The 21,432-nt window shown below is 40.1% G+C and carries 24 protein-coding genes and 1 riboswitch; of the genes, 5 read left to right on the forward strand and 19 right to left on the reverse strand.

Annotated features, from left to right (window positions below; genetic code table 11):
• Window positions 1–70: 70 nt before the first annotated feature.
• From NYE65_RS07025 to NYE65_RS07040, 4 genes are all read right to left on the reverse strand, one after another.
• Complete coding sequence (locus NYE65_RS07025; RefSeq protein WP_063590192.1) at window positions 71–1,102, reverse strand: DNA sulfur modification protein DndB; 1,032 nt, start codon at window positions 1,100–1,102, stop codon at window positions 71–73.
• Window positions 1,089–2,195, reverse strand: a complete 1,107-nt coding sequence (locus NYE65_RS07030) for a DNA sulfur modification protein DndB (protein WP_340860182.1) — start codon at window positions 2,193–2,195, stop codon at window positions 1,089–1,091. Before NYE65_RS07030 ends, NYE65_RS07025 begins: the two co-directional genes overlap by 14 nt.
• 314 nt (window positions 2,196–2,509) lie before the next feature.
• Window positions 2,510–2,821 carry a protealysin inhibitor emfourin gene (locus tag NYE65_RS07035; protein ID WP_063575250.1) on the reverse strand — a complete coding sequence of 104 codons (312 nt, stop codon included), beginning with the start codon at window positions 2,819–2,821 and terminating at the stop codon, window positions 2,510–2,512.
• Window positions 2,822–2,853: 32 nt separating this feature from the next.
• Window positions 2,854–3,915 carry a M4 family metallopeptidase gene (locus tag NYE65_RS07040; protein WP_241635300.1) on the reverse strand — a complete coding sequence of 354 codons (1,062 nt, stop codon included), beginning with the start codon at window positions 3,913–3,915 and terminating at the stop codon, window positions 2,854–2,856.
• Window positions 3,916–4,129: 214 nt separating this feature from the next.
• Here NYE65_RS07040 and NYE65_RS07045 point away from each other — a divergent pair, with 214 nt between their 5' ends.
• Window positions 4,130–4,741 (forward strand): hypothetical protein, encoded by a 612-nt coding sequence (locus NYE65_RS07045; RefSeq protein ID WP_340860184.1) that lies wholly within the window; start codon window positions 4,130–4,132, stop codon window positions 4,739–4,741.
• A gap of 433 nt (window positions 4,742–5,174) precedes the next feature.
• Window positions 5,175–5,351, forward strand: coding sequence for a hypothetical protein (locus NYE65_RS07050; protein WP_156500252.1), 177 nt, complete (start codon window positions 5,175–5,177; stop codon window positions 5,349–5,351).
• 227 nt (window positions 5,352–5,578) lie between these two features.
• On the opposite strand, the gene NYE65_RS07055 is transcribed toward NYE65_RS07050, so the two are convergent.
• Together NYE65_RS07055 and NYE65_RS07060 are read right to left on the reverse strand one after the other, a co-directional pair.
• Entirely contained in the window at window positions 5,579–6,778 is a 1,200-nt protein-coding gene (locus tag NYE65_RS07055) for a phosphoglycerate dehydrogenase (RefSeq protein WP_034304108.1), read from the reverse strand.
• 106 nt (window positions 6,779–6,884) lie between these two features.
• A riboswitch (ZMP/ZTP riboswitch) is annotated at window positions 6,885–6,963 on the reverse strand.
• Between the two features lie 159 nt (window positions 6,964–7,122).
• Window positions 7,123–7,506, reverse strand: a complete 384-nt coding sequence (locus NYE65_RS07060; RefSeq protein ID WP_340860187.1) for an ATP-dependent metallopeptidase FtsH/Yme1/Tma family protein — start codon at window positions 7,504–7,506, stop codon at window positions 7,123–7,125.
• Window positions 7,507–7,653: 147 nt separating this feature from the next.
• On the opposite strand from NYE65_RS07060, the gene NYE65_RS07065 reads away from it, so the two are divergent.
• Window positions 7,654–8,169 (forward strand): GNAT family N-acetyltransferase, encoded by a 516-nt coding sequence (locus NYE65_RS07065; RefSeq protein ID WP_340860189.1) that lies wholly within the window; start codon window positions 7,654–7,656, stop codon window positions 8,167–8,169.
• Window positions 8,170–8,232: 63 nt separating this feature from the next.
• Here the strand turns inward: NYE65_RS07065 and NYE65_RS07070 are convergent, their stop codons facing one another.
• The 4 genes from NYE65_RS07070 to NYE65_RS07085 all read right to left on the reverse strand — a co-directional run bounded on the left by NYE65_RS07070 (window position 8,233) and on the right by NYE65_RS07085 (window position 10,468).
• Complete coding sequence (locus tag NYE65_RS07070; protein WP_098937469.1) at window positions 8,233–8,649, reverse strand: VOC family protein; 417 nt, start codon at window positions 8,647–8,649, stop codon at window positions 8,233–8,235.
• A gap of 109 nt (window positions 8,650–8,758) precedes the next feature.
• Window positions 8,759–9,250, reverse strand: a complete 492-nt coding sequence (locus tag NYE65_RS07075; protein ID WP_340860192.1) for a PTS sugar transporter subunit IIA — start codon at window positions 9,248–9,250, stop codon at window positions 8,759–8,761.
• Window positions 9,251–9,341: 91 nt separating this feature from the next.
• Window positions 9,342–9,731 carry an iron chaperone gene (locus NYE65_RS07080; protein WP_445670404.1) on the reverse strand — a complete coding sequence of 130 codons (390 nt, stop codon included), beginning with the start codon at window positions 9,729–9,731 and terminating at the stop codon, window positions 9,342–9,344.
• 89 nt (window positions 9,732–9,820) lie between these two features.
• Complete coding sequence (locus NYE65_RS07085; protein WP_340860195.1) at window positions 9,821–10,468, reverse strand: alpha/beta hydrolase; 648 nt, start codon at window positions 10,466–10,468, stop codon at window positions 9,821–9,823.
• Between the two features lie 195 nt (window positions 10,469–10,663).
• Between NYE65_RS07085 and blaOXA the strand changes: the two genes are divergently transcribed.
• Window positions 10,664–11,455 carry a class D beta-lactamase gene (gene blaOXA, locus NYE65_RS07090; protein WP_340860196.1) on the forward strand — a complete coding sequence of 264 codons (792 nt, stop codon included), beginning with the start codon at window positions 10,664–10,666 and terminating at the stop codon, window positions 11,453–11,455.
• A 146-nt stretch (window positions 11,456–11,601) separates the two neighbouring features.
• On the opposite strand, the gene NYE65_RS07095 is transcribed toward blaOXA, so the two are convergent.
• From NYE65_RS07095 to NYE65_RS07135, 9 genes are all read right to left on the reverse strand, one after another.
• Complete coding sequence (locus NYE65_RS07095) at window positions 11,602–13,359, reverse strand: SulP family inorganic anion transporter (RefSeq protein ID WP_340860198.1); 1,758 nt, start codon at window positions 13,357–13,359, stop codon at window positions 11,602–11,604.
• Between the two features lie 16 nt (window positions 13,360–13,375).
• On the reverse strand, window positions 13,376–13,969 hold the full coding sequence (locus tag NYE65_RS07100) for a beta-class carbonic anhydrase (protein ID WP_328177055.1): 594 nt from the start codon (window positions 13,967–13,969) through the stop codon (window positions 13,376–13,378).
• A gap of 322 nt (window positions 13,970–14,291) precedes the next feature.
• Entirely contained in the window at window positions 14,292–15,026 is a 735-nt protein-coding gene (locus NYE65_RS07105; protein WP_340860199.1) for a PepSY domain-containing protein, read from the reverse strand.
• A 28-nt stretch (window positions 15,027–15,054) separates the two neighbouring features.
• Window positions 15,055–16,398: a sensor histidine kinase gene (locus NYE65_RS07110; protein ID WP_328177052.1), complete on the reverse strand. Its 1,344-nt coding sequence runs from the start codon at window positions 16,396–16,398 to the stop codon at window positions 15,055–15,057.
• Complete coding sequence (locus NYE65_RS07115; protein WP_034304119.1) at window positions 16,395–17,096, reverse strand: response regulator transcription factor; 702 nt, start codon at window positions 17,094–17,096, stop codon at window positions 16,395–16,397. Before NYE65_RS07115 ends, NYE65_RS07110 begins: the two co-directional genes overlap by 4 nt.
• 170 nt (window positions 17,097–17,266) lie before the next feature.
• Complete coding sequence (locus NYE65_RS07120) at window positions 17,267–18,148, reverse strand: PhzF family phenazine biosynthesis protein (RefSeq protein ID WP_095393371.1); 882 nt, start codon at window positions 18,146–18,148, stop codon at window positions 17,267–17,269.
• Between the two features lie 284 nt (window positions 18,149–18,432).
• Window positions 18,433–19,152: an alanyl-tRNA editing protein gene (locus NYE65_RS07125; protein ID WP_340860200.1), complete on the reverse strand. Its 720-nt coding sequence runs from the start codon at window positions 19,150–19,152 to the stop codon at window positions 18,433–18,435.
• Window positions 19,121–20,197 carry a threonine aldolase family protein gene (locus NYE65_RS07130; RefSeq protein WP_340860202.1) on the reverse strand — a complete coding sequence of 359 codons (1,077 nt, stop codon included), beginning with the start codon at window positions 20,195–20,197 and terminating at the stop codon, window positions 19,121–19,123. The genes NYE65_RS07125 and NYE65_RS07130 overlap by 32 nt, the downstream gene beginning before the upstream one ends.
• Complete coding sequence (locus NYE65_RS07135) at window positions 20,184–20,642, reverse strand: MarR family winged helix-turn-helix transcriptional regulator (protein ID WP_197483631.1); 459 nt, start codon at window positions 20,640–20,642, stop codon at window positions 20,184–20,186. Before NYE65_RS07135 ends, NYE65_RS07130 begins: the two co-directional genes overlap by 14 nt.
• A gap of 349 nt (window positions 20,643–20,991) precedes the next feature.
• Here NYE65_RS07135 and NYE65_RS07140 point away from each other — a divergent pair, with 349 nt between their 5' ends.
• Window positions 20,992–21,207 carry a hypothetical protein gene (locus NYE65_RS07140; RefSeq protein WP_054399744.1) on the forward strand — a complete coding sequence of 72 codons (216 nt, stop codon included), beginning with the start codon at window positions 20,992–20,994 and terminating at the stop codon, window positions 21,205–21,207.
• Window positions 21,208–21,432 lie beyond the last annotated feature (225 nt).

Below are 21,432 nucleotides of genomic sequence, written 5' to 3' on the forward strand. Positions count from 1 at the left end.
TGATTGTCTGACCGGACGTCCTCACCTAGGGGTTTTTCACTTTTTCATTATCACATTTCCCCTCACCTCCTCAACAGCTATACAGCCAGCGTACTAGCTCTTCGATATTGTTTTTATCTTTGCTTAGGTGAAATAATGGCGGCCGCCCTTTGTATGTTCCTTTAAACTCTTTCCAAATGGGATTATCAGGGCTCCAGTCCACTTCTTTCAATTTTGACATTCTCGTGGCAATCAGCTGTTGTCTTTGTTCGATTGGCTGGTTTTCCATTTTGTCATTGACATAAAGGGCAACGGCAATGAAAAGCGGGTAACTGGCAAGCATGCATTTTGTGTAATCACCCATCTGTCCTGCCGGGTATATGTCGAATAGTTCATTAAGATAGAGATGAATGAGTGTGATGTATTCACTGTTCGAAAGCGGACTTTGTGATACTTTCTCTTCGATGTTTACGTGTGCCTTCCCAGTCATGAAGATGCCGATGACCTGCCTCAATTGCGATAGCGATAAGAGGTTTTTATTGGCTGGACGATTGATGGAACGCTTTTCAAGTTCGACACCGGCTGTTTTTAGCGATTGATGGGTATGGAGCACCTGATTGGTAATGACGTTGAGGTTGTTTCGCGAGTCGAATGATATCCGTTTGGAAAGGGCCACTTTCTTGCCTTTTAGATTGAGATCCAGGTAGAGCTGGGATTCTTCCGCTCTTGTTAGCCCTTCAAATACTTGAATCGCAATCGAGCTGTCCTTCATGAGTGAATCCAGTTCGTATGCTAGTTTCACCTTTTCTTCACCTTTCTTTAACGCTTTAAGGATACTGTCCTCCAATTGCGCGAAAGCCGCTATTCGTTGTGTTCCGTCAATGATCGAAAGTTCAATAGGATCTCCATTAGGGGCTGCTCCTTCCCTGCTGCTGGCAACAAGTGGCGGCAGGTAGATATTTTTCGTTAACGCATTGTCCAAAAGATAGTTTTTGATCGATCGGACCCGCAGCTGGTTGATTTCCCTCGTGGCGATCTGACCGTTGCGATACATATGGACCAGCTCGATGATGGAGCAGGAAACCATCGTCCTTCTTTTCCGGTCCAATTCACCTAGAATCATGCAGCCATCCTCCTTCTTGTTCTATTTTTCGTTTGAACGCGAGAGCCGTTTTCTGGATGGCATTTGTTGTCGAATGGTTTTTGACTCTTTTTTTCAAGGGGTCGTAAATGTGTGAATAAAGGGTATCATCATGCTTCCAAGTACAGGCTTTCTTCAAATGCAGCATATGATTTATTGCTTCTTCATAGGGGATTTCATGATGTTTTCGGAGTTGGTGGATCGTTTGGGCAAGGGCTATTTGAATGCCGGAATACCCTGATGTGAATGTAGTCCGGTCTGTCATCTTCTTCGGAAAGATTTCCAGCCATGACTCGAAAAACGCGGTCGCGGTGTTGATGATTTCTGCTTTGGTCATATCACCATAATTGGCTTTACCCGCTTTCGCGGTGACGTTTCCTTCAAATAAAGCAATAAGGCAGCGCCTCATGATCGTCAGCGTAGTCAGCGCCGTACATCTCACGGTGACCCTCGAAAGGGTGGCCTCTATCTCCATCTTACTTTCTAATATCCTGGCAATGTTCCGTGTTAGCTCTGCATATTCATCGCGCTGGTCATACTTCATCACCAAGCCGTTATGCGGCTCTTTTCGCTTCGTATTAATATCATTGAATAGCTGTCTTTCTTCATGCGTTTCCAGATTTAAATAGATTTGAATCGTGACCGGATAGGTTTTTAACTTATCAATTTGGTTTTGGAGCTTTGCCGCTTCGGGAAAGTTTCCGATTTCTTCTTCCGTTTCCTTCCGTGCCCTTAGGTGACTGATGGCTGAAATGAGGGCGTAGGTCCTATGCTGACCGTCAAGTATGTATATTTTACTTCCTGGTGGCAGTTCCCCGCCGACGGGCACTTCTTGGATCGCTCCCCTGCTCGAGAAGATGAATGGGGAAAAGTAAAAGTCCCCTTCCGATACAGAATCGATGATGAACTCCCTGATTTCAGTCCTTCGATTGAGATCAAGCTTTCTTTGAACCGCCTCATCGACTTCGAATATCGCCTCCAATGTCGAGAATTGAATCTGCGAGATTAATATTCTTTTCCCGAATTGGGTAAGGCTGTTTCCGGCTATCGTCACTTTCATTTCTTGATATGTCATTCACTTCACCTCTCTGCGACCATTATCCTATTTTATGCTTTTTTTGTAAAACCGCTCTTGTATTACCTCTTTCAAAATTAGTTCCCTTTTGTGACTGCTTTACCTGTTTGATTGGCTAACTCTTTACAAAATCTCATCAAAGGGCTATACTATCTAATTTCCGTTTCAAATTTGCTACTGCGGATCGCTATTTTGTGTCCATTTAGAGAACAAACAGCCAAAATCCAGATAAAAGTGAAACGAAATGACATTTTTGTGAAGTTTTACGACTCGTCAAAAAAAGTCTATCTGAATGATAGACTTTTTTGACGTGGTTATTCTGCCAGCTTTATTTCAATTGCTAAATTCCGTAAATAATCCAATAAGGGCCGGACTTCCTCTGGAGCTGTTGTGTCTGTGAATGAGAAAGACTGCTTCTTCTTTTCAACGGCTATATCCAGCTGGTACGAAAACGAGTCGAACCCTTGCGTTTTTACCATTTTACTTTGGGCAGCATTATGAAGGTCAGCATGTTTCATTAAGTTCTGCAATTCCTCATACTTCTCTTTCGGCAATTCATCCGTATCTATTTCGAAATTCAAGTCGAGGTTGGCAAATCCCCCTATGCAGCTAAATTTGATATGCATGGTAGATGAAGCCTCCTATTCATGGAATATTTCTACTCAGGCAGTCCAACCGCTTTAAAAGCATTTTCAATTGTCTTGATGGCTGTTTTCGTAACATCGCCGCTATCAACAAGTTTTTGAGCTGCCTTGATGACGATTTGCACGAATTGATTGAAATTCGCCGTCGCAAATAAATTCTGCATCGCATTGAACCAAATCAAGGCCGCTTTGTCCGTTCCAATTTCCATGGATACTAGATAAAAGGCCTTGTTTGGTATGCCGCTATTGATATGGACACCATGATTATCGCGTTCTCCCTTATAGAAGTTCTTCATATGATCAGGCTGAATATCCTTACCCATTAACTTATTGTCAAATGCCGTACCTGGTGCCTTCATCGAACGGAGTGCCTGCCCTTTCAGTGTCGGTCCCATTATATCAGCACCGATCAGCCAATCGGCATCTCCTGCAGTTTGCTTTAAGTGAAATTGTTTTATGGCAACTCCAAACACATCTGAAAGATGTTCGTTCAATGCCCCGGACTGACCTTCATACTCCAATCCACTTGTGAACTGCGTAACCCCATGTGTCAATTCATGTCCAATTACATCGAGTGAGTTGGCAAAATTGCTAAAGATGACCCCATCGCCGTCACCAAATACCATTTCATCGCCGTCCCAATAAGCATTCGTGAATTTATTGCCATAATGAACGTTCAGAATGAGATCAAGACCTTGGTTATCAATTGAATTACGGTGCAAAACATCCTTGAAATAATCACGCACAACTCCGCTATAATCATATGCAGCGTTAACAATGGGATCTGCACTTGATCGGTCTCCTTCTTTCCTAGCCTCATTCTCCCGGAGTTTCGTTCCTCCCTTGCAATCGTAAACATGACGGGCAGATTCACCTTGACGTTCAGATCCTGCATCCGTCAGTGCGACAACACCGTCAATATCGTATTCTTTCAATATTCTGCGCCTGCGCATTTGACGGCTTTTCGCTAAACTGATCCGTGCTTCTTCCACTTCATTTTGTGCCATGTTCTCTAAGATATAGTTAGGTACGATGAAACACTGACACTTCAATTTGGAACAGCCCTTTTTATGCATATGCGTCACTCCTTCATGTTTTTTTACGATCTATTATCATTTCGTTTCTCAAACCGTTCTTCATGCTCAATAGCTGTTCATCTGATCCGTTCACATTTGCTGCTCATCCTATCTTCAACACATTTCTATAGATTACTTTCGCCGCAAGTACCTCATTTCCCTCCATTCCTCCCTCTGATCCGTTCAATCCTTTTTCGGCAACTGGTAACTCATCATGCAATTTCAGGAAGGAGATGTAAGAGTTCACCTTTCTTTATTAAATTATTCTACTCGTGCTGCATATACTGCTTTAAACAAGGAAGCTTCCTCGGAACATAAACAACCATTAAGGGAGGGCATAGCATTGGTAACTTCACAGGGAACTGCTTCGGTTAGCTTTCCATTCCCATCTGTATGGGGTATCCACTCTTCAATAGCTGGCAGAACGATTATTTGGGGCACACTTTCCATTCATTCCATTATAGATAATAGGGTGGTTGGTACGGTTAATTTTCGTGGCAGACCCATTCCGATTAATGGATTTTGGAATGAAAACGCCAAACAAATCGCATTTGATTCACCTTATGCCACGTTCTCTGGCAATTTAACCATAATCGATGATCAACAGAGCAGAATTCGGCATTTCATTCTTCAAGGACGTTTTCTTATGAAGCCTCCCTCTCTGCAAGCAGGTGAGTCTGGATCTTGGATTGCCACTACAGATATAGCTCAGAATCAATTTCCTGTTAGCGGTAATGCGTATACCGGGCAACTGCCTCCTGTAGGAGCTTTTTTAACATCGAATATCCTTCATCAGCACCAGAATTTTTTGGGAAGAACAATATAGGGTCATCCTTTTTTTGTAGAAAGGGTGTTTAAGATAGGGAATCGTCTCTGGATTAGGGGCGATTCTTTTACTTAGATGCGCTGAAGTGAACGTAGGCAAGGAGGCATACAATTGATTCCATTGTTCAGGTTCGCAGCACGTTGCTTCCCTGCGTTCAGTTGATCGCATTGCTTCCCCGTTTTGGTACCGTTTTGCCTATATATGAGATGGTTATTTTGGCTGATAACTTATGAATCCGTTAACTTAAAATGAGTACAGATGGAATATAGATTGACAGCATTTTCTCTGTACTTCATACTATTGTATTAATAGAAGTGACAGAATATTTGGTTAATTAGGAGGATGAAGCTATGAAATTAGCAGATTTTCTAGCAGAAAAGGGTTTCCAAGTGGCTCATGTATTGATATTTGAGGATAAATGGGGGGATGACATGTGACTAAGCACAGAATCCTTTTAAGCATTCCCATTTTGTTATATGGAATGTACATATTTGTGGTCATTCAAAATGATAAAGATGTTCCACTTTATTTGCATCTCCTTTTCGCAATCTACTTGATGTTTTTTGTACATTATGAAGATAACACAGAAGGAAAGCATGACGGATTTTGAGAATTTCGATGCTAAGTAATGCGTGTGGAAGCTGTTTGGACTTCAACTGAATGTATCGAGCTGCCCGCAGGCTGAGTCCGTTGTAATCCCTAGGTTGTTAACACGTGAGCCAGTTTAGTATGACCACCCCAATATTTATTCCAAAATCATTAATAAAGCCTAAAAAAGCCTCAACTCCATAAAGGAATTGAGGCTTTCACTATTTATCAGCTTTATTTTGGTTCCAATTAGATGATACGAGTTGTAACGATGCCTTCGATTTGTTTGATTTGATCTTCCAAGGCAGGAATGATATCACCGTTTACTTCACCATCAATGTCGATGATCGTATATGCATATCCCCCACGGCTTCTGTTAACCATGTCAGCGATGTTCAAATTAAAGCTTGATACAGCCAGCGTGATTTGCCCAACCATGTTCGGAACGTTTTCGTGGAAAGTTGCTACACGACGGTTTCCTGTAAAAGGAAGGGAAGTATTCGGGAAATTCACAGAGTTCTTGATGTTCCCTGTTTCTAAAAAGTTCTTCAACTGACGAGCTGCCATGATGGCACAGTTTTCCTCTGATTCTAGCGTAGAGGCACCAAGATGCGGAATTGGAACGACATTTTTCATTTTCAACACGTTTTCATTCGGGAAGTCAGTAATGAACTTGCCTACTTTTCCGCTTTCAAGTGCAGCTTGCATATCATTTTCATTCACTAGCTCACCGCGTGAGAAATTCAAGATATGTACGCCCGGCTTCATGATGCTGAATGTTTCTTGGTTAAACATTCCTTTTGTGTCGTCAGTTAATGGAACGTGTACTGTAATATAATCAGATTCTGCAAACAATTCTTCAATTGTCATTGCGCGCTGTACATTGCGGGATAAGTTCCAAGCTGTATCAACAGAGATGAACGGGTCAAAGCCAATGACATCCATGTCCAAATCAAGCGCGTCATTCGCTACAAGTGCACCGATTGCTCCTAAACCGATTACGCCAAGAGTTTTTCCCTTGATTTCTTTACCAACGAATTGTTTCTTTCCTGCTTCGACAAGCTTCGGAATTTGTTCCCCTTCGCCTTCAAGCGTCTTTGTCCAAGCCACACCGGCAAAAAGGTTACGAGATGAAGCCATCAATGTCGTCAGCACCATTTCTTTTACAGCGTTTGCGTTAGCCCCAGGTGTATTGAAAACGACAATTCCTTGCTCAGTGCATTTGTCGACCGGAATATTATTGACTCCAGCCCCTGCCCTTGCGATTGCTTTTAACTGATCGCCGAATTCCATAGTATGCATATTAAAGCTGCGAAGAACGATCGCATCAGGGTTTTCACTGTCATTGTCGACTTTAAAATCGCCTTTATTGAAAACATTCAGCCCGCTTTCGGCAATATTATTTAACGCTTTGATCGTTTTGACTTTTTCTAAAAGTATTGTGCTCATTTTGTTAGCTCCTCTTTTGATTATGATGTTTTTGAAATTTCAAAATATTGACTTTAAACCTTTACTATCTGTTAATATACAGAAAGAGGCAAGGGATAAAATCCCTTACCTCTGCCCAGGCGAACGGCTACGACACTATGTGTTCCCTCACGGTTATCCGTGTTTCGCCAGTTGCACATAGTCTTTTTCATTTATTTTATTCTATCAAACTATTCAGCAATCTTCAATACCATTTTAAAGGTTTATCACTTTTTTTGCAGAAGCCATAACTCACTAGAAATATCGACAAAATTCACAGTTTTATCTCCGAAAATAGAAATATATCGTCGAAAACTATCTTTTTATTATAACTCAATGACCATGAACGGAATGGTCGCTGTAAACAGGGTGACCCACCCGCTTGCCTCATTGTATGGTGTAAACTCCATTTTTTCTATATCATGTTCCTCTGCAGCATTATTCATTCTATCTAGCGAAGTTTCACTATTTGGGACAGACGCGACAAAGTATTGTTCCTTTTCATACCCTGCCAGCCGACCGCTTATTTCAATCACACTTTTTCGCTGCTCCACCTCTATAAATGTCACTTTTCTATCCGCTAAATTTGTAAATTCATCGTCAGTTAATTTCTCAGTCGGTTCTTCGTCATTATTAAAAACCAGCACAACCCCCAAGATAATCAAGAAGCTTATTAAATAAAATATTTTACTACGGAAAATCTGTTTCATCTCATTCCTTCTCCCACATCAAGCAAACTATAGGAAATAGTAACATACAAATTTAATCATTGGAATATCCTGGGTCAATTAGTTGCTAATTGGATAACAGTAGTAAAAAATAAGAGGTATAGCAAACTTAAAAAAGGAGGAACCACTATGCTAATAAGAGAGGCAACGTTGGCTGATGCGGAAGGGATAGCGAAAGTCCATGTGGATTGCTGGCGGACCACTTATAAAGATATAATTCCGGGTGAATTTTTAGATAAACTTTCTTATGAGAATAGGAAAGACATATGGATAAAGAATATAACTAGTAATGGAAATTATGTTTATGTCGCAGAAAATAACGAAGGAAAAATAGTAGGATTTATATGCGGAGGGAAAAGGGAGACGAATCAAGTTGAGGATTCGGGCGATTTAACTGCGATATATATCCTCGAAAATTCACAAAGAATGGGGATAGGTAAGAAACTCATCAAAGAATTATTTTTTAAATTCGAAGAACTGGGATTCAAGACAATTTTCGTAGAGGTGCTTGAAGATAATAAATCTCGATACTTCTATGAAGCATTCGGTGCTGAATTGCTTAAAACTGAAAAAATCAAAATAGCTGGTGCTGAATTGAATCTATTGATTTATGAGTGGAAAGACATTAGCCCCGTATTGTTATGAATGAAATTCAGCTAAGATTGCTAAAAAAGGCACAGTCCTTCGTGAAGGATTGTGCCTTGCTTTTTATTCTTGATTAAATCCGCTTTCGTCCATGTAAAATACTTCCCAAGAATGCCCGTCAATATCCAGAAAACTCCAACCGTACATGAAACCATGATCAATGGCTTCATTGAAAGGCTTTCCGCCAACATCCAGTGCCCTATTCACTATCTCATCGACTTCTTCCTTGCTTTTAACGGACAGGGCGACGATGGTTTCCTTACTCGCAGCAGAATCAGGGATTTCCTTCTTGGTAAACGTTTTAAAGTATTCTTCCACTAACAACATGACATATATGGACTCACTTATAACCATGCATGTCGCATTTTCATTGGTCATTTGCTCGTTAAACTCAAAACCGACCTTTGTGAAAAATTCTACTGAGGCATCCAAATCTTTAACAGGCAAGTTTACAAAAATCTTTTCTGCTTGAATTCCCATCCAATTCACCCTCGCTTGATTTTATTTGTTCACTCACCTACTATTCGCTGCAATTTTCGATTTTCCTGCTTGCAGCCTAAAAGGAGAGGTCAGCATGGAATCTTTCTTTTCATTTCAAATAAACACTCATGATCTCCGTATCGTTAATAGTTGCTTGGGTATTATTTGTTTTTTCCAGTTTTCCAACCAGCTCGCCATTCGTGACAACGATCGGAGTAACGATGCTTGGAGCGTTGGATTTTAGAAAATCGATATCAAATGTCACAAGCTTGTCTCCTGCTTTTACCCTTTGCCCTTCTGCGACATGGACTTCAAATCCCTCGCCTTTAAGGTTAACTGTTTCCAATCCAATATGAATCAACAATTCTATGCCATTCTTCGTACGGAGGCCTAGAGCATGTTTAGTATGAAAAACCTGGATCACTTCTGCATCGATTGGAGATACGACCAACCCTTCCTCAGGAAGAATAGCTATTCCGTCCCCCATCATTTTCCCGGAAAACACCGGATCCGGAACATCTTCTATTTTTATTACTTGTCCGTTTATAGGAGCAAGCAGTTGTTCCACACTTTCTTTTTTACTGAATAATTTTTTGAACATATTATTTCCACCTTTCTCTTTCGGTCCTTAAATCCTTGCAGCTCATACTCTCAAATATTAAGCATTTTGTGAATTCTGATAATAATCGATGTTATTTTTTCTTTTGAGATTTGCCTTCTGCTTTTTTCTTTTTGTTCGCTTCCACTCTAAATATAACCATCTCGGTTATTAATTCATAAGGAATTGGCTTGTTTAGTGGAAACTGAACGGCCCCTTTTGAACATTTATATTCAGATAAGACAGATTCAAACGCGGAGATCGCGCTTGGAGTTGGATAGAATCCTATATGTTTTTTATAGGCAGCGAAATGTACCAGATTTCCATATAAAACAAAGGTAGGCATTTGATAGCTTATCTTCTCTTCTGCATCCGGTGCTGCATCCTTTATGACTTTTCTTAACGTTTTTAATATCTCCTGAACTTCCTCGGGAAATTGTATGATATATTCATCAATTGAATGAAATGTATTGGTTCCCACCATCATTTCTCCTTTCAGAACTCCAAACTACAATACTCTTATTATAACATTCTTCACCTGCTAACTCCTGGATTGAATCCCTTTGTATTTCGCTAACCTATATTTAAAAACTCTTCCATTCTATTCATTACACCTTCCAGCACGATGATCGACCTTGAAGTATCAAAAGGTTCAATATCCAAGGAATGATTTGCATGCGGGATTTTATTCATGCTTATGTTCGGTTTATTTTCAATCGCTTGAATTTTATCTGGAATATAATGATGATCTTTTTCACCTATAACTATATGTGCTGAATGATTGCAGCTCAATAACCCATCAAAAATCGAATCGAACTTCAATAGAGGCGTCAGCAAAATCATTTTGGCATTCGTAAACTGCTCACTTTTCATGATTCCGTTGATGATGGGGATGGTGCCAAGTGATTTGCCTAGAAACACAGTTCCTTGATATTCATGATTTTGAAGCACTTCCGCAATGACGGGATTGATATCATTAACGATCACTTTTGTGATATCCACCAATGGATGCTTGAATATATCCTGGTCATAGGCGTAATGAATATGCACGACATCATACTGATTTTGAAGCATGATCATCGTCGAATAATAGAATAGTGGCTTCTCATACGTGTACCCCGCACCTGAAAACATAAAACAAACGGCCGGACTTCCGGTTTCAATATGTGTGTATGTAATTTCTTTTTCATTACTATTTATTTTTCTTTGGTTAACCTCCATGATAGATTCCTCCCATTCCATCGTTTGCTCTATATATTCATTAACTACTCGCTGCATTCCTCCTTAATCGATACTATCTAGATAGAATCCAAGAATAAGGTTTCGTTTTTCATCAGGAATAGGTATACTTTAGCTATCAACCTATTTTATGGAAATTATTGATCGATCAATCCATGCCTTAAAGGAGAGTGTGTAATGAAAATCAAAACGTTATGTTTCATTCTTGTCCTGCTAGTCACTGGTTCCATGGGCACGATTCATGCAAGTGCTAACGATCAAATGGTGAAAGAACTGGATATCGGGGATTCCTTCGATGGTGCGGAAGGCACGATGGTACTCCAAAACTTAAAAAATGATAAGGTATTTATCTATAATAAACAGAGAAGTAAAGTACGCTACACACCAGAATCGACATTCAAAGTGGCGAATGCATTAATCGGTTTACAGACAAAAGCGGTGAGCGATGAATATGAAGTGAAGCGCTGGGATGGCGTAATCAGGGAATTTGAAGATTGGAACAGAGATCATACGCTTGCTTCAGCCATGAGGCATTCCGTGATTTGGTATTATCAAGCAATGGCCCGCGATATCGGGGCGGAAAACATGCAGCAGTATGTGAATCTGCTCGATTACGGCAATCGTGATATCTCCGGCGGGATCGATCAGTTCTGGCTGGACAGCAGCATAAAGATTTCTGCCCTGGAACAAGTCCAATTCATGGAAAAGCTTGTAGAGGAAAAGCTGCCTATCGACAAGCAGCATATGAGAACCGTAAAGAGAATCATGATCAATGAAGAAGCTGACTCATATGTCCTCCATGGAAAAACCGGTACACGCCTTTCTGATATCGGATTGGGCTGGTATGTGGGGTACATCGAAACGGACAAAGGGGAATGGGCCTTCGCAACGAACATGGACGGCAGCGGAAGCAAAGCCAAAACGATTACGCTTGAAGCCCTGAAAGAGTTGGATATCATAGAAGAATAAACGTTCACGCATGCTCTTAATTAGGGCATGCGTTTTGTATTGTCTTAAAGAAATCTGATAAACCGTGGGTTATAGGCGACACAGATTTTATAATCAAAGAAAAAGGGCATCCGCCAAAAGCAGATGCCTTTTCTTCTTGACGGGAGTCAAGTTAACCCTATCTCCCGTTTTCTGCTTTGTTTTAATAACGCAGGCTTTTGAACTTGCTGTGAGAGTGCGGTACATTCAGCAAATGAAAACTGTTTACACCCTTTACAACGGTTCTCATCCAGTTTGGATAAAGCTTTGTTGATGGCATCACCCGTACTGGAAAAGAACTGTTCCTCACCAACCAGTTCAATAAATCCGGTTTTTCTCAGCATTTCTTTAGGTTCCTGCTGAATTCCTGAAATCAGCACTTGTAGGTTATGAAACTTGAATTGCTTCACGATGTCGGTTAGCAGTGCTTCCCCCGATGTATCGATAAAGGACACATTGCTCATTCTTAATAGGAGGACTTTTGGTTTTGATCGCATTATTACCTCGATTTCTTCTTGCAGCCTTTCGATTGTGCCAAAGAATAAAGGTCCTTCTATCGTATAAATGTTAATCTGCGGGCAGCTTGAACCTTGTTGCACCATTTCTGGTTTAACTAGTTTATCAGTTGGATCTGGTAATACCTTTGATAATTTCAATGTACCGCTCATCAGTTTAACGAACGATAGAATGGCTAATAGTAATCCGATCCCGACGCCTGTTGTCAGGTCAATCACTACGGTTAACACGAAGGTAACGAGCAATACGACCGAGTCCATCGTTTTGGCTTTTAAAATATGCGAAAATTCTTTGCGTTCGCTCATGTTCCATGCGACAAACATAAGAATCGGGGCCATGCTGGCCAAAGGAATGGCCGAAGCATAAGGCGCCAAACTGACTAACACCAGCAATACCACCAACCCATGAATCACGCCAGATATGGGGGAGACTGCACCGTTTTTAATATTCGTCGCAGTACGGGCGATGGCACCTGTAGCCGGAATGCCTCCAAATAAAGGCGCAATCATATTGGTCAATCCTTGTCCCATCAGCTCTTTATTGCTGTTATGTTTACTGTTGGTCATGCCGTCTGCCACTACAGCGGATAAGAGTGATTCAATACCTCCAAGCATGGCGATGACCAAAGCAGCCGGAAGGAGTTCAATCACCAGACCGCCAGTGATATGGGGAAACTGAAAATGGGGCAATGCATTTGGAATGGCGCCATATGCCGATCCTATGGTCGCTACCTGACCTGGAAAGAATAAGCTGGCGACAAGAGTTGATACAATCAATCCCAGCAATGCTCCAGGGATTTTCGGTAAATATTTTGGAGTTAATATGACGAGAGTCAGACTTATGCTAGCTACCAGTACACTATAGATATTCACTGTATTGAAGTTCACTAAGATTTCTTTCATATTTAAAAGAAAGACCTCTTCTTTTTTTAAGTTACTGAGTCCAAAGAAATTGGCAATCTGCCCCGAGAAGATGATCACGGCAATTCCAGCTGTAAAGCCGATGGTAACTGGACGCGGAATAAACTTGATGAATCTTCCCAGTTTGAAGACACCTAAAAGAAAAATCATGATACCTGCCAGGAAACCGGCGATTAACAGTTTTTCATATCCGTACTGCATGACTACCCCTAACAAGACCGGGACAAAGGCTCCAGTCGGGCCTGCAATTTGATATTTCGATCCGCCAAAAAGGGAGACCATGATTCCTGCAATAATCGATGTGTACAGTCCGTATTCCGGCCTTACTCCAGAAGCAATGGCAAAAGCCATCGCTAAAGGAATCGCTACTATCCCAACTACCACCCCGGCAACCAGGTCTTTCTGAAAATGGCCTAAGTTATATCCTTCAAACCTGCTAGAACCAATCATTTTATCGCTCCTTCTTTTATTGAATATGCATTTCTTCCTTGCTGACAATATTGCTATATCCATCTATGATTTGATCCAGTTTACCCGTTTCGGGATGGATGACCATACCGTGGACGGCAATGGAATCCGGTAATAATGGATGGTTTTTGATCAAATGGACACTATTCCTTACACTCTCCTCAACGCATTGAAAGCCTGTCAGCCACTTTGATAAATCAATACCAGAGTTTGTAAGGATATCAATTTGCTCCTGGCTGATTTTCTTCTCCTTTGCGGCATCAAGCAGTGAAGAGGATTGAAGCCCCACCATACCGCATCCGTGATGTCCGATCACACACACTTCCTCCACTTTCAGCTCATAAATGGCGACAAGGATACTGCGCATAATGCTGCCAAATGGATGAGAAACAATAGCTCCGGCGTTTTTAATGATTTTCGCATCTCCATTTCTTAACCCCATCGCCTTTGGAAGCAATTCCAACAGCCGGGTATCCATGCACGTTATGATGACGATCTTTTTATCTGGATACTTTGTCGTTTGAAACCTTTCATATTTGTTTTGATCGACAAACGTCTTGTTGTAATCCAGAATGCTAGAAATAACTGACATTACTGATTCTCCTTTCTCTTTGCTAAACTTTGTTAAAGTGTGAATATGATGGAATGTTTTATGTACAATAATCCAGATGCCTTTCATCCACTTAACTTCTTTGGCTCTGTTTTATCATTTGGTGCTTTATTCCATGTTAGAGATAGTTAATTAGAGTTAAATGATAGAAGGATTAGAAATTGGTGAGAATTATTACAGTTCCTTCTCTTTTTTTTTGCATTTTCCTTACTCACCAAAGCCAAAAAGGGTGATGCATATTAGACAGCTAATAGCATCACCCTTTTTTTTGCTTTATTCAATTTACGTCTTATGAGCCACTATTTTATTCAGGGCCATCATTATCGTTCTCTTCGTCATCTTCCCATGTGATTGTTTTTACTTCCTTCGTGTAGCCGTCCACTTGAACGACTGCGTCTCGATCGTCCTCCAATTCAACTTCGACCAAATAATAAGGTGTCTGATCTAGAGGTTGATAAAATTCTGTATCGTCACCTGTTCCTTTTACATGTTTTTCGGCAATCGCAATTGCTTCGCTTTCTGTAATGATACTATCTGCCACTAGTGTCGAGTCAATTATAGCTCCTGTATAAGGATCGAGTATCAAGGTGATTTTTTCGTTATTCTTATTTACCACTGCTTTATAAAAGGAGTTGTCTTTCTCCTGTACAAAATCAATTTGTTCCAGGTCACCTTGTGAGGAAATACGCGTCTTTATTTCGTTTTGGGTCAGAAGCTTTTGGGGTGCTTTTTCCGTAGCCGCTTCAGCTGTATGACCTATGGTTTCTTTTTTTATAGAACGGACTTCCCCGCTTTTCGCATCCATCCTAATTTGATAGACCCCGGTTTCAAGCTGCATTTCAATCTGATATTCTTCACCTTCACTTTTTGTTGTCTTCATAATGGTTCCAGGAAATTTATCCTTTGCTGTCTGGTTCACTTCTTCTTTCGTCAAACTTTCCGCGGATAATGATGGAGCCCACCATTGAAATCCGACGAATGATAGCAGACCAAAAACGAGAGTCGACCCGGCTGTTATCAGCACTTTTCTAATCTTCATCGTATCCCCCATCCAACATCATTCTGGCTTAATTAAATAAAAGAGTAACGATCGTTCCCCTGCCTTCGAGACTGTCCATTTCAATCCGCACATCTATTGCATCAGCAATTTCCTTTGCCACGGAAAGCCCCAATCCTGATCCGCCTTGCTTTCTGTTTCTAGCTTTATCCACACGATAAAAACGATCGAACACTTTTGGCAATTCAGCCTTTGGAATTCCATCCCCTCTGTCTTCGATGCGGATATATGCTTCATTACCTGTTTGTCCTATGTAGACGAAGATTAGCTCGTCACTATACTTTCTGGCATTGTCTAAAAAAATAAACAAAAGCTGTTTTAACTTTTGAACATCCGTTACTGCTTCAATTGCATCGCCACTATAAATCTCCACTGTCCGATTGTACGCATTCTTATATACTTTCGCTAACTCTGCCATGATATCGGTCAGATTGACGTTTTCCTTCTCTATATTCCATTTTTCCTGATGCTTTGCAAGCAGGAGCATTTGCTCTGTCATCTCTCTCATTCTAATGGCTTCAGAATGAATGGCCTCTATGGATTCATCAAACAAATCAGGACGCTCCAACCCTTTTCTCTTCAAAAGGCTTGCATAGCTTTCGATGACAGTTAGCGGTGTTTTTAATTCATGTGAAGCATTCGATACGAATTGCTCCTGTTTTTCGAAGTTGGCCTGCAGTAAATCGATCATGTGATTAAATGTTTTTCCCATTTCCACAAGCTCATCCTTTGATTTTTCTTCTAGGCTAAGCCGCTTAAATTGGCCGCTAGTTTGAATTTCCTTCATCGTATCGATCATCGATCGAATCGGACGGGCGATGAAGTTACTAAGAATAGTGCTTGATATCAGAACAGGTATCATGGCAATGATGGTTACAGCAATTAATACGATGCGGAGAACAGCGAGCATTTCTTCGGTTGCTGACATGCTTTTGGTGATTTGAAGATTAACTACACTTCCATCCCCCCAAACGATCGGGTTTGAAACGAATACATACTTTTTCTGCTGATAAGTGATGATCTCGCTCTTCTCACCGGGGTAAAAGCTACTATTTCGATTGCTTAATTGTTTTTCAGAATTGGATGTAACAGCTGTTCCTTTTCGTTGACCTTCGATTACGATACCAATCATGCCATCTATAGGCAAATAGGCTCGAAGTAAATCATTTGGAGATATATTATTAACATTTTCACTAACATCAAAGGCAATTTTCCCTGTCTCCGCTTTCGCACGGTTCATTTCATTCACCATCATCAGATTACTGAAAACAAAATAAATGGAGACATTCATCAAAAGCAGCAGGAAAATGAATAACACCGCAGTATATAAGTTTATTTTCTTGCGAAGTCTCATTTTGCTTCCTTCATGACGTAGCCAACGCCTCTTACGGTATGAATGAGCGGCGTTTCAAAGCCATGTTCGAGCTTTTTGCGAACATAACGGATATACACATCCACCACGTTTGTTTCTCCCTGGAAATCATACCCCCAAACCGCTCCCAGAATTTGATCACGGCTTAGCACCTGACGCTTATTCTTCAGTAAATAAAGAAGTAAATCATACTCCTTTGGCGTTAGTTCAATATGGCTATCACCTCTAATGACCTCGCGTGTTTTGACATTCACTTTTAAATCGGCAGTATTTAGCCATCCACCGATTTCAGCTTCCATTGAAGGTGCAGCAGGCCGCATTCTTAAAACCGCACGAATTCGGGCAAGCAATTCCTCAATTTGGAAAGGTTTGGTGATATAGTCATTCGCGCCGAGATCAAGACCGGAAACTTTATCTTCAACCGAGCCTTTTGCCGTTAACAGGATGACAGGAGTGATATTATTCTTCGTTCGAATTTTCCGAAGCAGCTCGATCCCGCTTATGCCCGGAAGCATCACATCCAATAAGATCAAATCCCACTTTCTTGATTGATATGCCTCAAGGGCTTCCTTGCCGTCCATTGCCTTTCCGACTTGATAGCCTTCGATTTCAAGCTCCAATTCAAGCAGTCTTAAGATCTTTTCTTCGTCTTCCACGATCAGTACTGATTCTTTATTCATTTGGAAGACCTCCTTTTGTGTGGGACTCTCCCCATTAATTGTCATTCATCTTCAAGTTAAATCGATTGGATTATCGGTAAGTATGCCTGTTCGTTCAATAAGAAAAAGGCTGCCTCAGCAACCTTCCCTGTTTTGAAGTAAAGCATTTGTCAGTTGAAAAGGTCAGGTTATTAAAGAAACCATTCACCTTGAGCAATTTTCACTACTTTACCTCCAACATGAACGTCGATTTCCCCATTATCATCACCTGCTTTTAAAAACAATAAAGAAGGTCTTTCGATTTCGTATCCTTGTTCTACGCGAATGTCTATTTCACTTCTTTCAAAATACCCGTATTTAACTAAGTAAGCAGCTAAACATCCATTAGAACTGCCAGTGGCTGCATCTTCGGGGATACCATAATAGTCCGCAAAGTCGCGAACATTCAAATCATTTTTCGAATCATATGTTTCTGGAGAAAAAACCATAATGGCTTTTGCATCCATATGTTCAATTAACTCAAAATATTTTTCTCTATTTATCTTTACTTTTTTAACGGCTTCCAATGATTTTAATGGGACAACAAGCACTGGAAGTCCCGTCGAAACTTCTTGAATGGGGAATCTATCATCTATGTTTTCTTTATGTATATTTAAAACTTCAGAAATTTTATCTGTATCTAAAATCCGGCCAAAAGTTGGTTGATTTTGTTTCATCCATAGAAGCTCTTCTTGATTATTGAATGATACTGTTATCTGTCCACCTTTAAAGTTTAAAATAATGTTATCCAATGGTGCTTCTAATACTTCGTTTTGAATGATATATGCAGTTCCTATAGTCGGATGTCCAGCAAATGGAACCTCTTCATTAGGTGTAAATATCCGGACATCATAACCGCCATCATTTTTTGAATCAGACAAGATAAAGGTAGTTTCGGAAAAATTAATTTCTTTGGCTATCTGTTGCATTTCTTTATCCGGAATATTCCCAGCGTTTTTAAAAACCGCGAGTTGGTTTCCTGTATATTTTCCATTTGAAAACACATCAACAATAGAATAATTAATCCTCTCCATCAGACTCCCCCTCGTTTACTTTTTAGTTATTTTAACGAATGTCCCAATTATTGCATGTAAATTTTAAAAATTAAAGTCGCTATTTGCCCAGTTAACTCCAAAAAAAAAAGAGCTGCCAGAACAACTCTCATGTTAAAAGCCCTATTTACTTTGTACCTTATTTCAATCTGTTCCTGTCAAAATGATTTTTTTTGGATTTATATTTAGGTTCAATAAACTCCCACCAACTAAAAATAATTGGCGACTTCAAAGGATATGGAGTCCATACTTTTCATTAGCAGAACTTATCCCAATAATTGAATTTTAATCCTTTTCTTCGCTGGTCCTTTTTGTTGAATTTTCATTATGGAAAAGTCTTTAATTTCTTTCGTGTTGTTGACGTGGGTTCCCCCGCATGCTTGCTCATCAATATCTTTTATTTGAACGATTCGAATTTCGTTAAGCGAAGCCGGAAGTAAATTAATGACCGTTTTAATTACCCCTTCTTTTTGCTCTGCTTCAGCTTTGCTAATTGTTTCCGTATAAACATTATGGGGTTGTGCCAGTATCTTCTTTATCAATTGTTCCAATTGATCGAATGGTATTTCTTCCATTATTTCAGGAGAAAAAGACAGCTCTAATCTCGCATGTTCTTTTTCAATTTGACTGCTTGTAGCTAAAGCATTGTAATGTTGATAAAAATAACCTGAAATGACATGCAATAGTGTGTGATACTGCATATTCTGATACCGCCAAGTCCAGTCAATCTGCATGTCTGCCGTTTGATTAATGTCCTTTAATGGCCGTTCCAATTCATGAATGATTTCACCATCGACTTTTTTTACTGTTAATATTTTATAAGTTTCATCACCTTGTTTTATGATTCCCCGGTCACAGGGCTGCCCACCGCCGCCTGGATAAAAAATGGTTTGATCGAACACAACAAACCGGTCTTGTATTGAAACGATATTTGCCGAACATTCTTTTAGATAACTATTCTCTAAATATAACTCGATCGTGGCCATTTTCTTCTCCTTTTATTGCCTTGATATCTTTTACGAGCAGGTCAACATGTTCTTTTTTCGTAGCCCAACTGGTACAAAATCTCACAGCACTGTGTGTAGCATCGACTTTTTCCCAGAAGGAGAATGAATACTTTTTACCTAATTCCTGCAATACATCTTCCGGCAAGATGGGGAACTGCTGATTTGATGTGGAATCATATCGTAATGAAAATCCATTTTCAACAAATGCTTCTCGAATCATCATTGACATTTCCACGGCATGTTTAGAAATTTCATAGTATAGGCCGTCTTCAAATAAGGTTTCAAACTGGATCCCCAATAGTCTCCCTTTAGCGAGCATTCCTCCCCTTTGCTTGATGAAATAGCGGAAGTCCTTTTTCAGGGCATCATTCATGATGACTGCCGCTTCACCAAACATTGCCCCTACCTTCGTTCCCCCTATATAGAACACGTCGCATAGCCTTGCAACATCCGCCAAGGTTAAATCGCTGTCCTGCGAAGCCAAGCCATACCCTAATCTGGCACCATCTAATACCAATGGCAAACCGCATTCCCGGCAAACTTCACTTAATGCTTCTAACTCGGCTTTACTATAAGTCGTTCCATTTTCTGTAGGGTTGGAAATGTAAACCAAGCCTGGCTGTACCATATGCTCATGGGTAACATCATTCCAGTGGGCATCATATAATTCTCTCACCTGTTCAGCTTGAATTTTTCCATCATCACTCGGCAAAGTAAGCACTTTATGGCCAGTGGCTTCAATTGCGCCTGTTTCATGTACCGCGATATGCCCGGTGATTGCAGCAATCGCCCCTTGATGCGGCCGCAAAATTGAAGCGATGATAGTTGTATTCGTCTGTGTTCCTCCCACTAAAAAGTGTACATCCGCATTCGCGGCATCACACTCTTTTCGAATGTAAGCTCTCGCTTTTTCACAGTGTTCATCCACTCCATATCCGGGTGTTTGTTCTTCATTGGTTTCTATTAATCGGTTCAGAATTCGCTTATGGGCACCTTCTGTATAATCATTTTCAAAACGTATCATCCTTTAATCTCCCCAAACCATCCAATTTCTTCTGAATGAACATCATAGAAGCATGGATTTCTTTAATTTCATTTTGTGATAATCCTTGGAATAATCTCACTAATTGTTCATCAGATCTTTCATTAAGCTGGTTAAAAAGAGTCATCCCCTCTGGAGTCAACCGAATCAGAATCGTTCTGTTATCCAAGGTCGAGTGTTCCTTCATAACCAGTCCATCTTTTCTTAACTTGTTAATTATTCTGCTCATATAGCTGCGATCAATTTCCAGTTTATCAACTAAGTTGTTTGCTATACACTGCTCCATCAAACCGATTTCCATAATGACCCGTGCCTCAGTGAAAGAATATCCGGTATCCAATATATGCTTATCCAACACACCAAGTATATTCGTATAAAATCTATTGAATTGCCGGATATCAGCCATGGTATTTTTATTTATATTCATGATCTACTTCCTTTTAGTGGACTTTATCCACTAATGCTTTATTCTGATTAGTGGACTTTGTCAACATTTTTCACAAATCTTTGAATGATCAATCGATACCGCTAGTTTAACCAATTTCAAAAAATTCACTTTTAGGTTGATTGTTTCTTTTCGAGGAAGTTACAATACTTTAGTTAGAAACACTTGTGAAATTTTCCACTTAAACTACCCTCCCTCCATTGTTGAAGAAGAAAATCCTTTGACCCATAACTTTTATCTATAAAATTAGAGAATATCGAACACGGGATAAGTTAAGGTGCATAAAATAGGATTGTGATATTTATCTATATTTTTGAAAGGATGTAATATTGTGTATCCTTCTTACACTAACCCGCACCATCTCAAACAAGAAACATTGTCACAGGTTGGCCCTTGGGTACAGTATGGTTTAAACGAAGCTCAAAAAACATCTGTCCCTCATGCAATGATGGAAATTGCAGCTATTGCCTATCTGATGGGTAAAGGATATGATCCAAGGATGGCGCATCAAATAGTCGAATCATGGGAAGTTAATGAAATGTTTTAACTGCTGTAGCTTTGAAATAAAGATTAATAAAAATGTCCTCTTTAACCCCCATATTAGCGTAAATAAAAAAAATCCATTTTGAAAAAGGATTGTTCAAAATGGATTTTCTTTTGATTCATTATTCAGTTGCTTACACTGTTTTAAGGTCCACAAAAAAATCAGGCACCTGTAATGGATGCCTTTAAATAGTCGAGCTATCTAATGTTTCGTTTACTTCATAGAAGT

This window comes from Peribacillus sp. FSL R5-0717, from assembly GCF_038002945.1.
Lineage (GTDB): Bacteria > Bacillota > Bacilli > Bacillales > DSM-1321 > Peribacillus > Peribacillus frigoritolerans.

Bases quoted from the DNA above. Each gene is read 5' to 3' on its own strand.
- NYE65_RS07025 (WP_063590192.1), bottom strand. From the start codon at position 1,102: ATGATTCTAGGTGAATTGGACCGGAAAAGAAGGACGATGGTTTCCTGC.
- NYE65_RS07030 (WP_340860182.1), bottom strand. From the start codon at position 2,195: ATGACATATCAAGAAATGAAAGTGACGATAGCCGGAAACAGCCTTACC.
- NYE65_RS07035 (WP_063575250.1), bottom strand. From the start codon at position 2,821: ATGCATATCAAATTTAGCTGCATAGGGGGATTTGCCAACCTCGACTTG.
- NYE65_RS07040 (WP_241635300.1), bottom strand. From the start codon at position 3,915: ATGCATAAAAAGGGCTGTTCCAAATTGAAGTGTCAGTGTTTCATCGTA.
- NYE65_RS07045 (WP_340860184.1), top strand. From the start codon at position 4,130: ATGCAATTTCAGGAAGGAGATGTAAGAGTTCACCTTTCTTTATTAAAT.
- NYE65_RS07055 (WP_034304108.1), bottom strand. From the start codon at position 6,778: ATGAGCACAATACTTTTAGAAAAAGTCAAAACGATCAAAGCGTTAAAT.
- NYE65_RS07060 (WP_340860187.1), bottom strand. From the start codon at position 7,506: ATGAAACAGATTTTCCGTAGTAAAATATTTTATTTAATAAGCTTCTTG.
- NYE65_RS07065 (WP_340860189.1), top strand. From the start codon at position 7,654: ATGCTAATAAGAGAGGCAACGTTGGCTGATGCGGAAGGGATAGCGAAA.
- NYE65_RS07070 (WP_098937469.1), bottom strand. From the start codon at position 8,649: ATGGGAATTCAAGCAGAAAAGATTTTTGTAAACTTGCCTGTTAAAGAT.
- NYE65_RS07075 (WP_340860192.1), bottom strand. From the start codon at position 9,250: ATGTTCAAAAAATTATTCAGTAAAAAAGAAAGTGTGGAACAACTGCTT.
- NYE65_RS07080 (WP_445670404.1), bottom strand. From the start codon at position 9,731: ATGGTGGGAACCAATACATTTCATTCAATTGATGAATATATCATACAA.
- NYE65_RS07085 (WP_340860195.1), bottom strand. From the start codon at position 10,468: ATGGAGGTTAACCAAAGAAAAATAAATAGTAATGAAAAAGAAATTACA.
- blaOXA (WP_340860196.1), top strand. From the start codon at position 10,664: ATGAAAATCAAAACGTTATGTTTCATTCTTGTCCTGCTAGTCACTGGT.
- NYE65_RS07095 (WP_340860198.1), bottom strand. From the start codon at position 13,359: ATGATTGGTTCTAGCAGGTTTGAAGGATATAACTTAGGCCATTTTCAG.
- NYE65_RS07100 (WP_328177055.1), bottom strand. From the start codon at position 13,969: ATGTCAGTTATTTCTAGCATTCTGGATTACAACAAGACGTTTGTCGAT.
- NYE65_RS07105 (WP_340860199.1), bottom strand. From the start codon at position 15,026: ATGAAGATTAGAAAAGTGCTGATAACAGCCGGGTCGACTCTCGTTTTT.
- NYE65_RS07110 (WP_328177052.1), bottom strand. From the start codon at position 16,398: ATGAGACTTCGCAAGAAAATAAACTTATATACTGCGGTGTTATTCATT.
- NYE65_RS07115 (WP_034304119.1), bottom strand. From the start codon at position 17,096: ATGAATAAAGAATCAGTACTGATCGTGGAAGACGAAGAAAAGATCTTA.
- NYE65_RS07120 (WP_095393371.1), bottom strand. From the start codon at position 18,148: ATGGAGAGGATTAATTATTCTATTGTTGATGTGTTTTCAAATGGAAAA.
- NYE65_RS07125 (WP_340860200.1), bottom strand. From the start codon at position 19,152: ATGGCCACGATCGAGTTATATTTAGAGAATAGTTATCTAAAAGAATGT.
- NYE65_RS07130 (WP_340860202.1), bottom strand. From the start codon at position 20,197: ATGATACGTTTTGAAAATGATTATACAGAAGGTGCCCATAAGCGAATT.
- NYE65_RS07135 (WP_197483631.1), bottom strand. From the start codon at position 20,642: ATGAATATAAATAAAAATACCATGGCTGATATCCGGCAATTCAATAGA.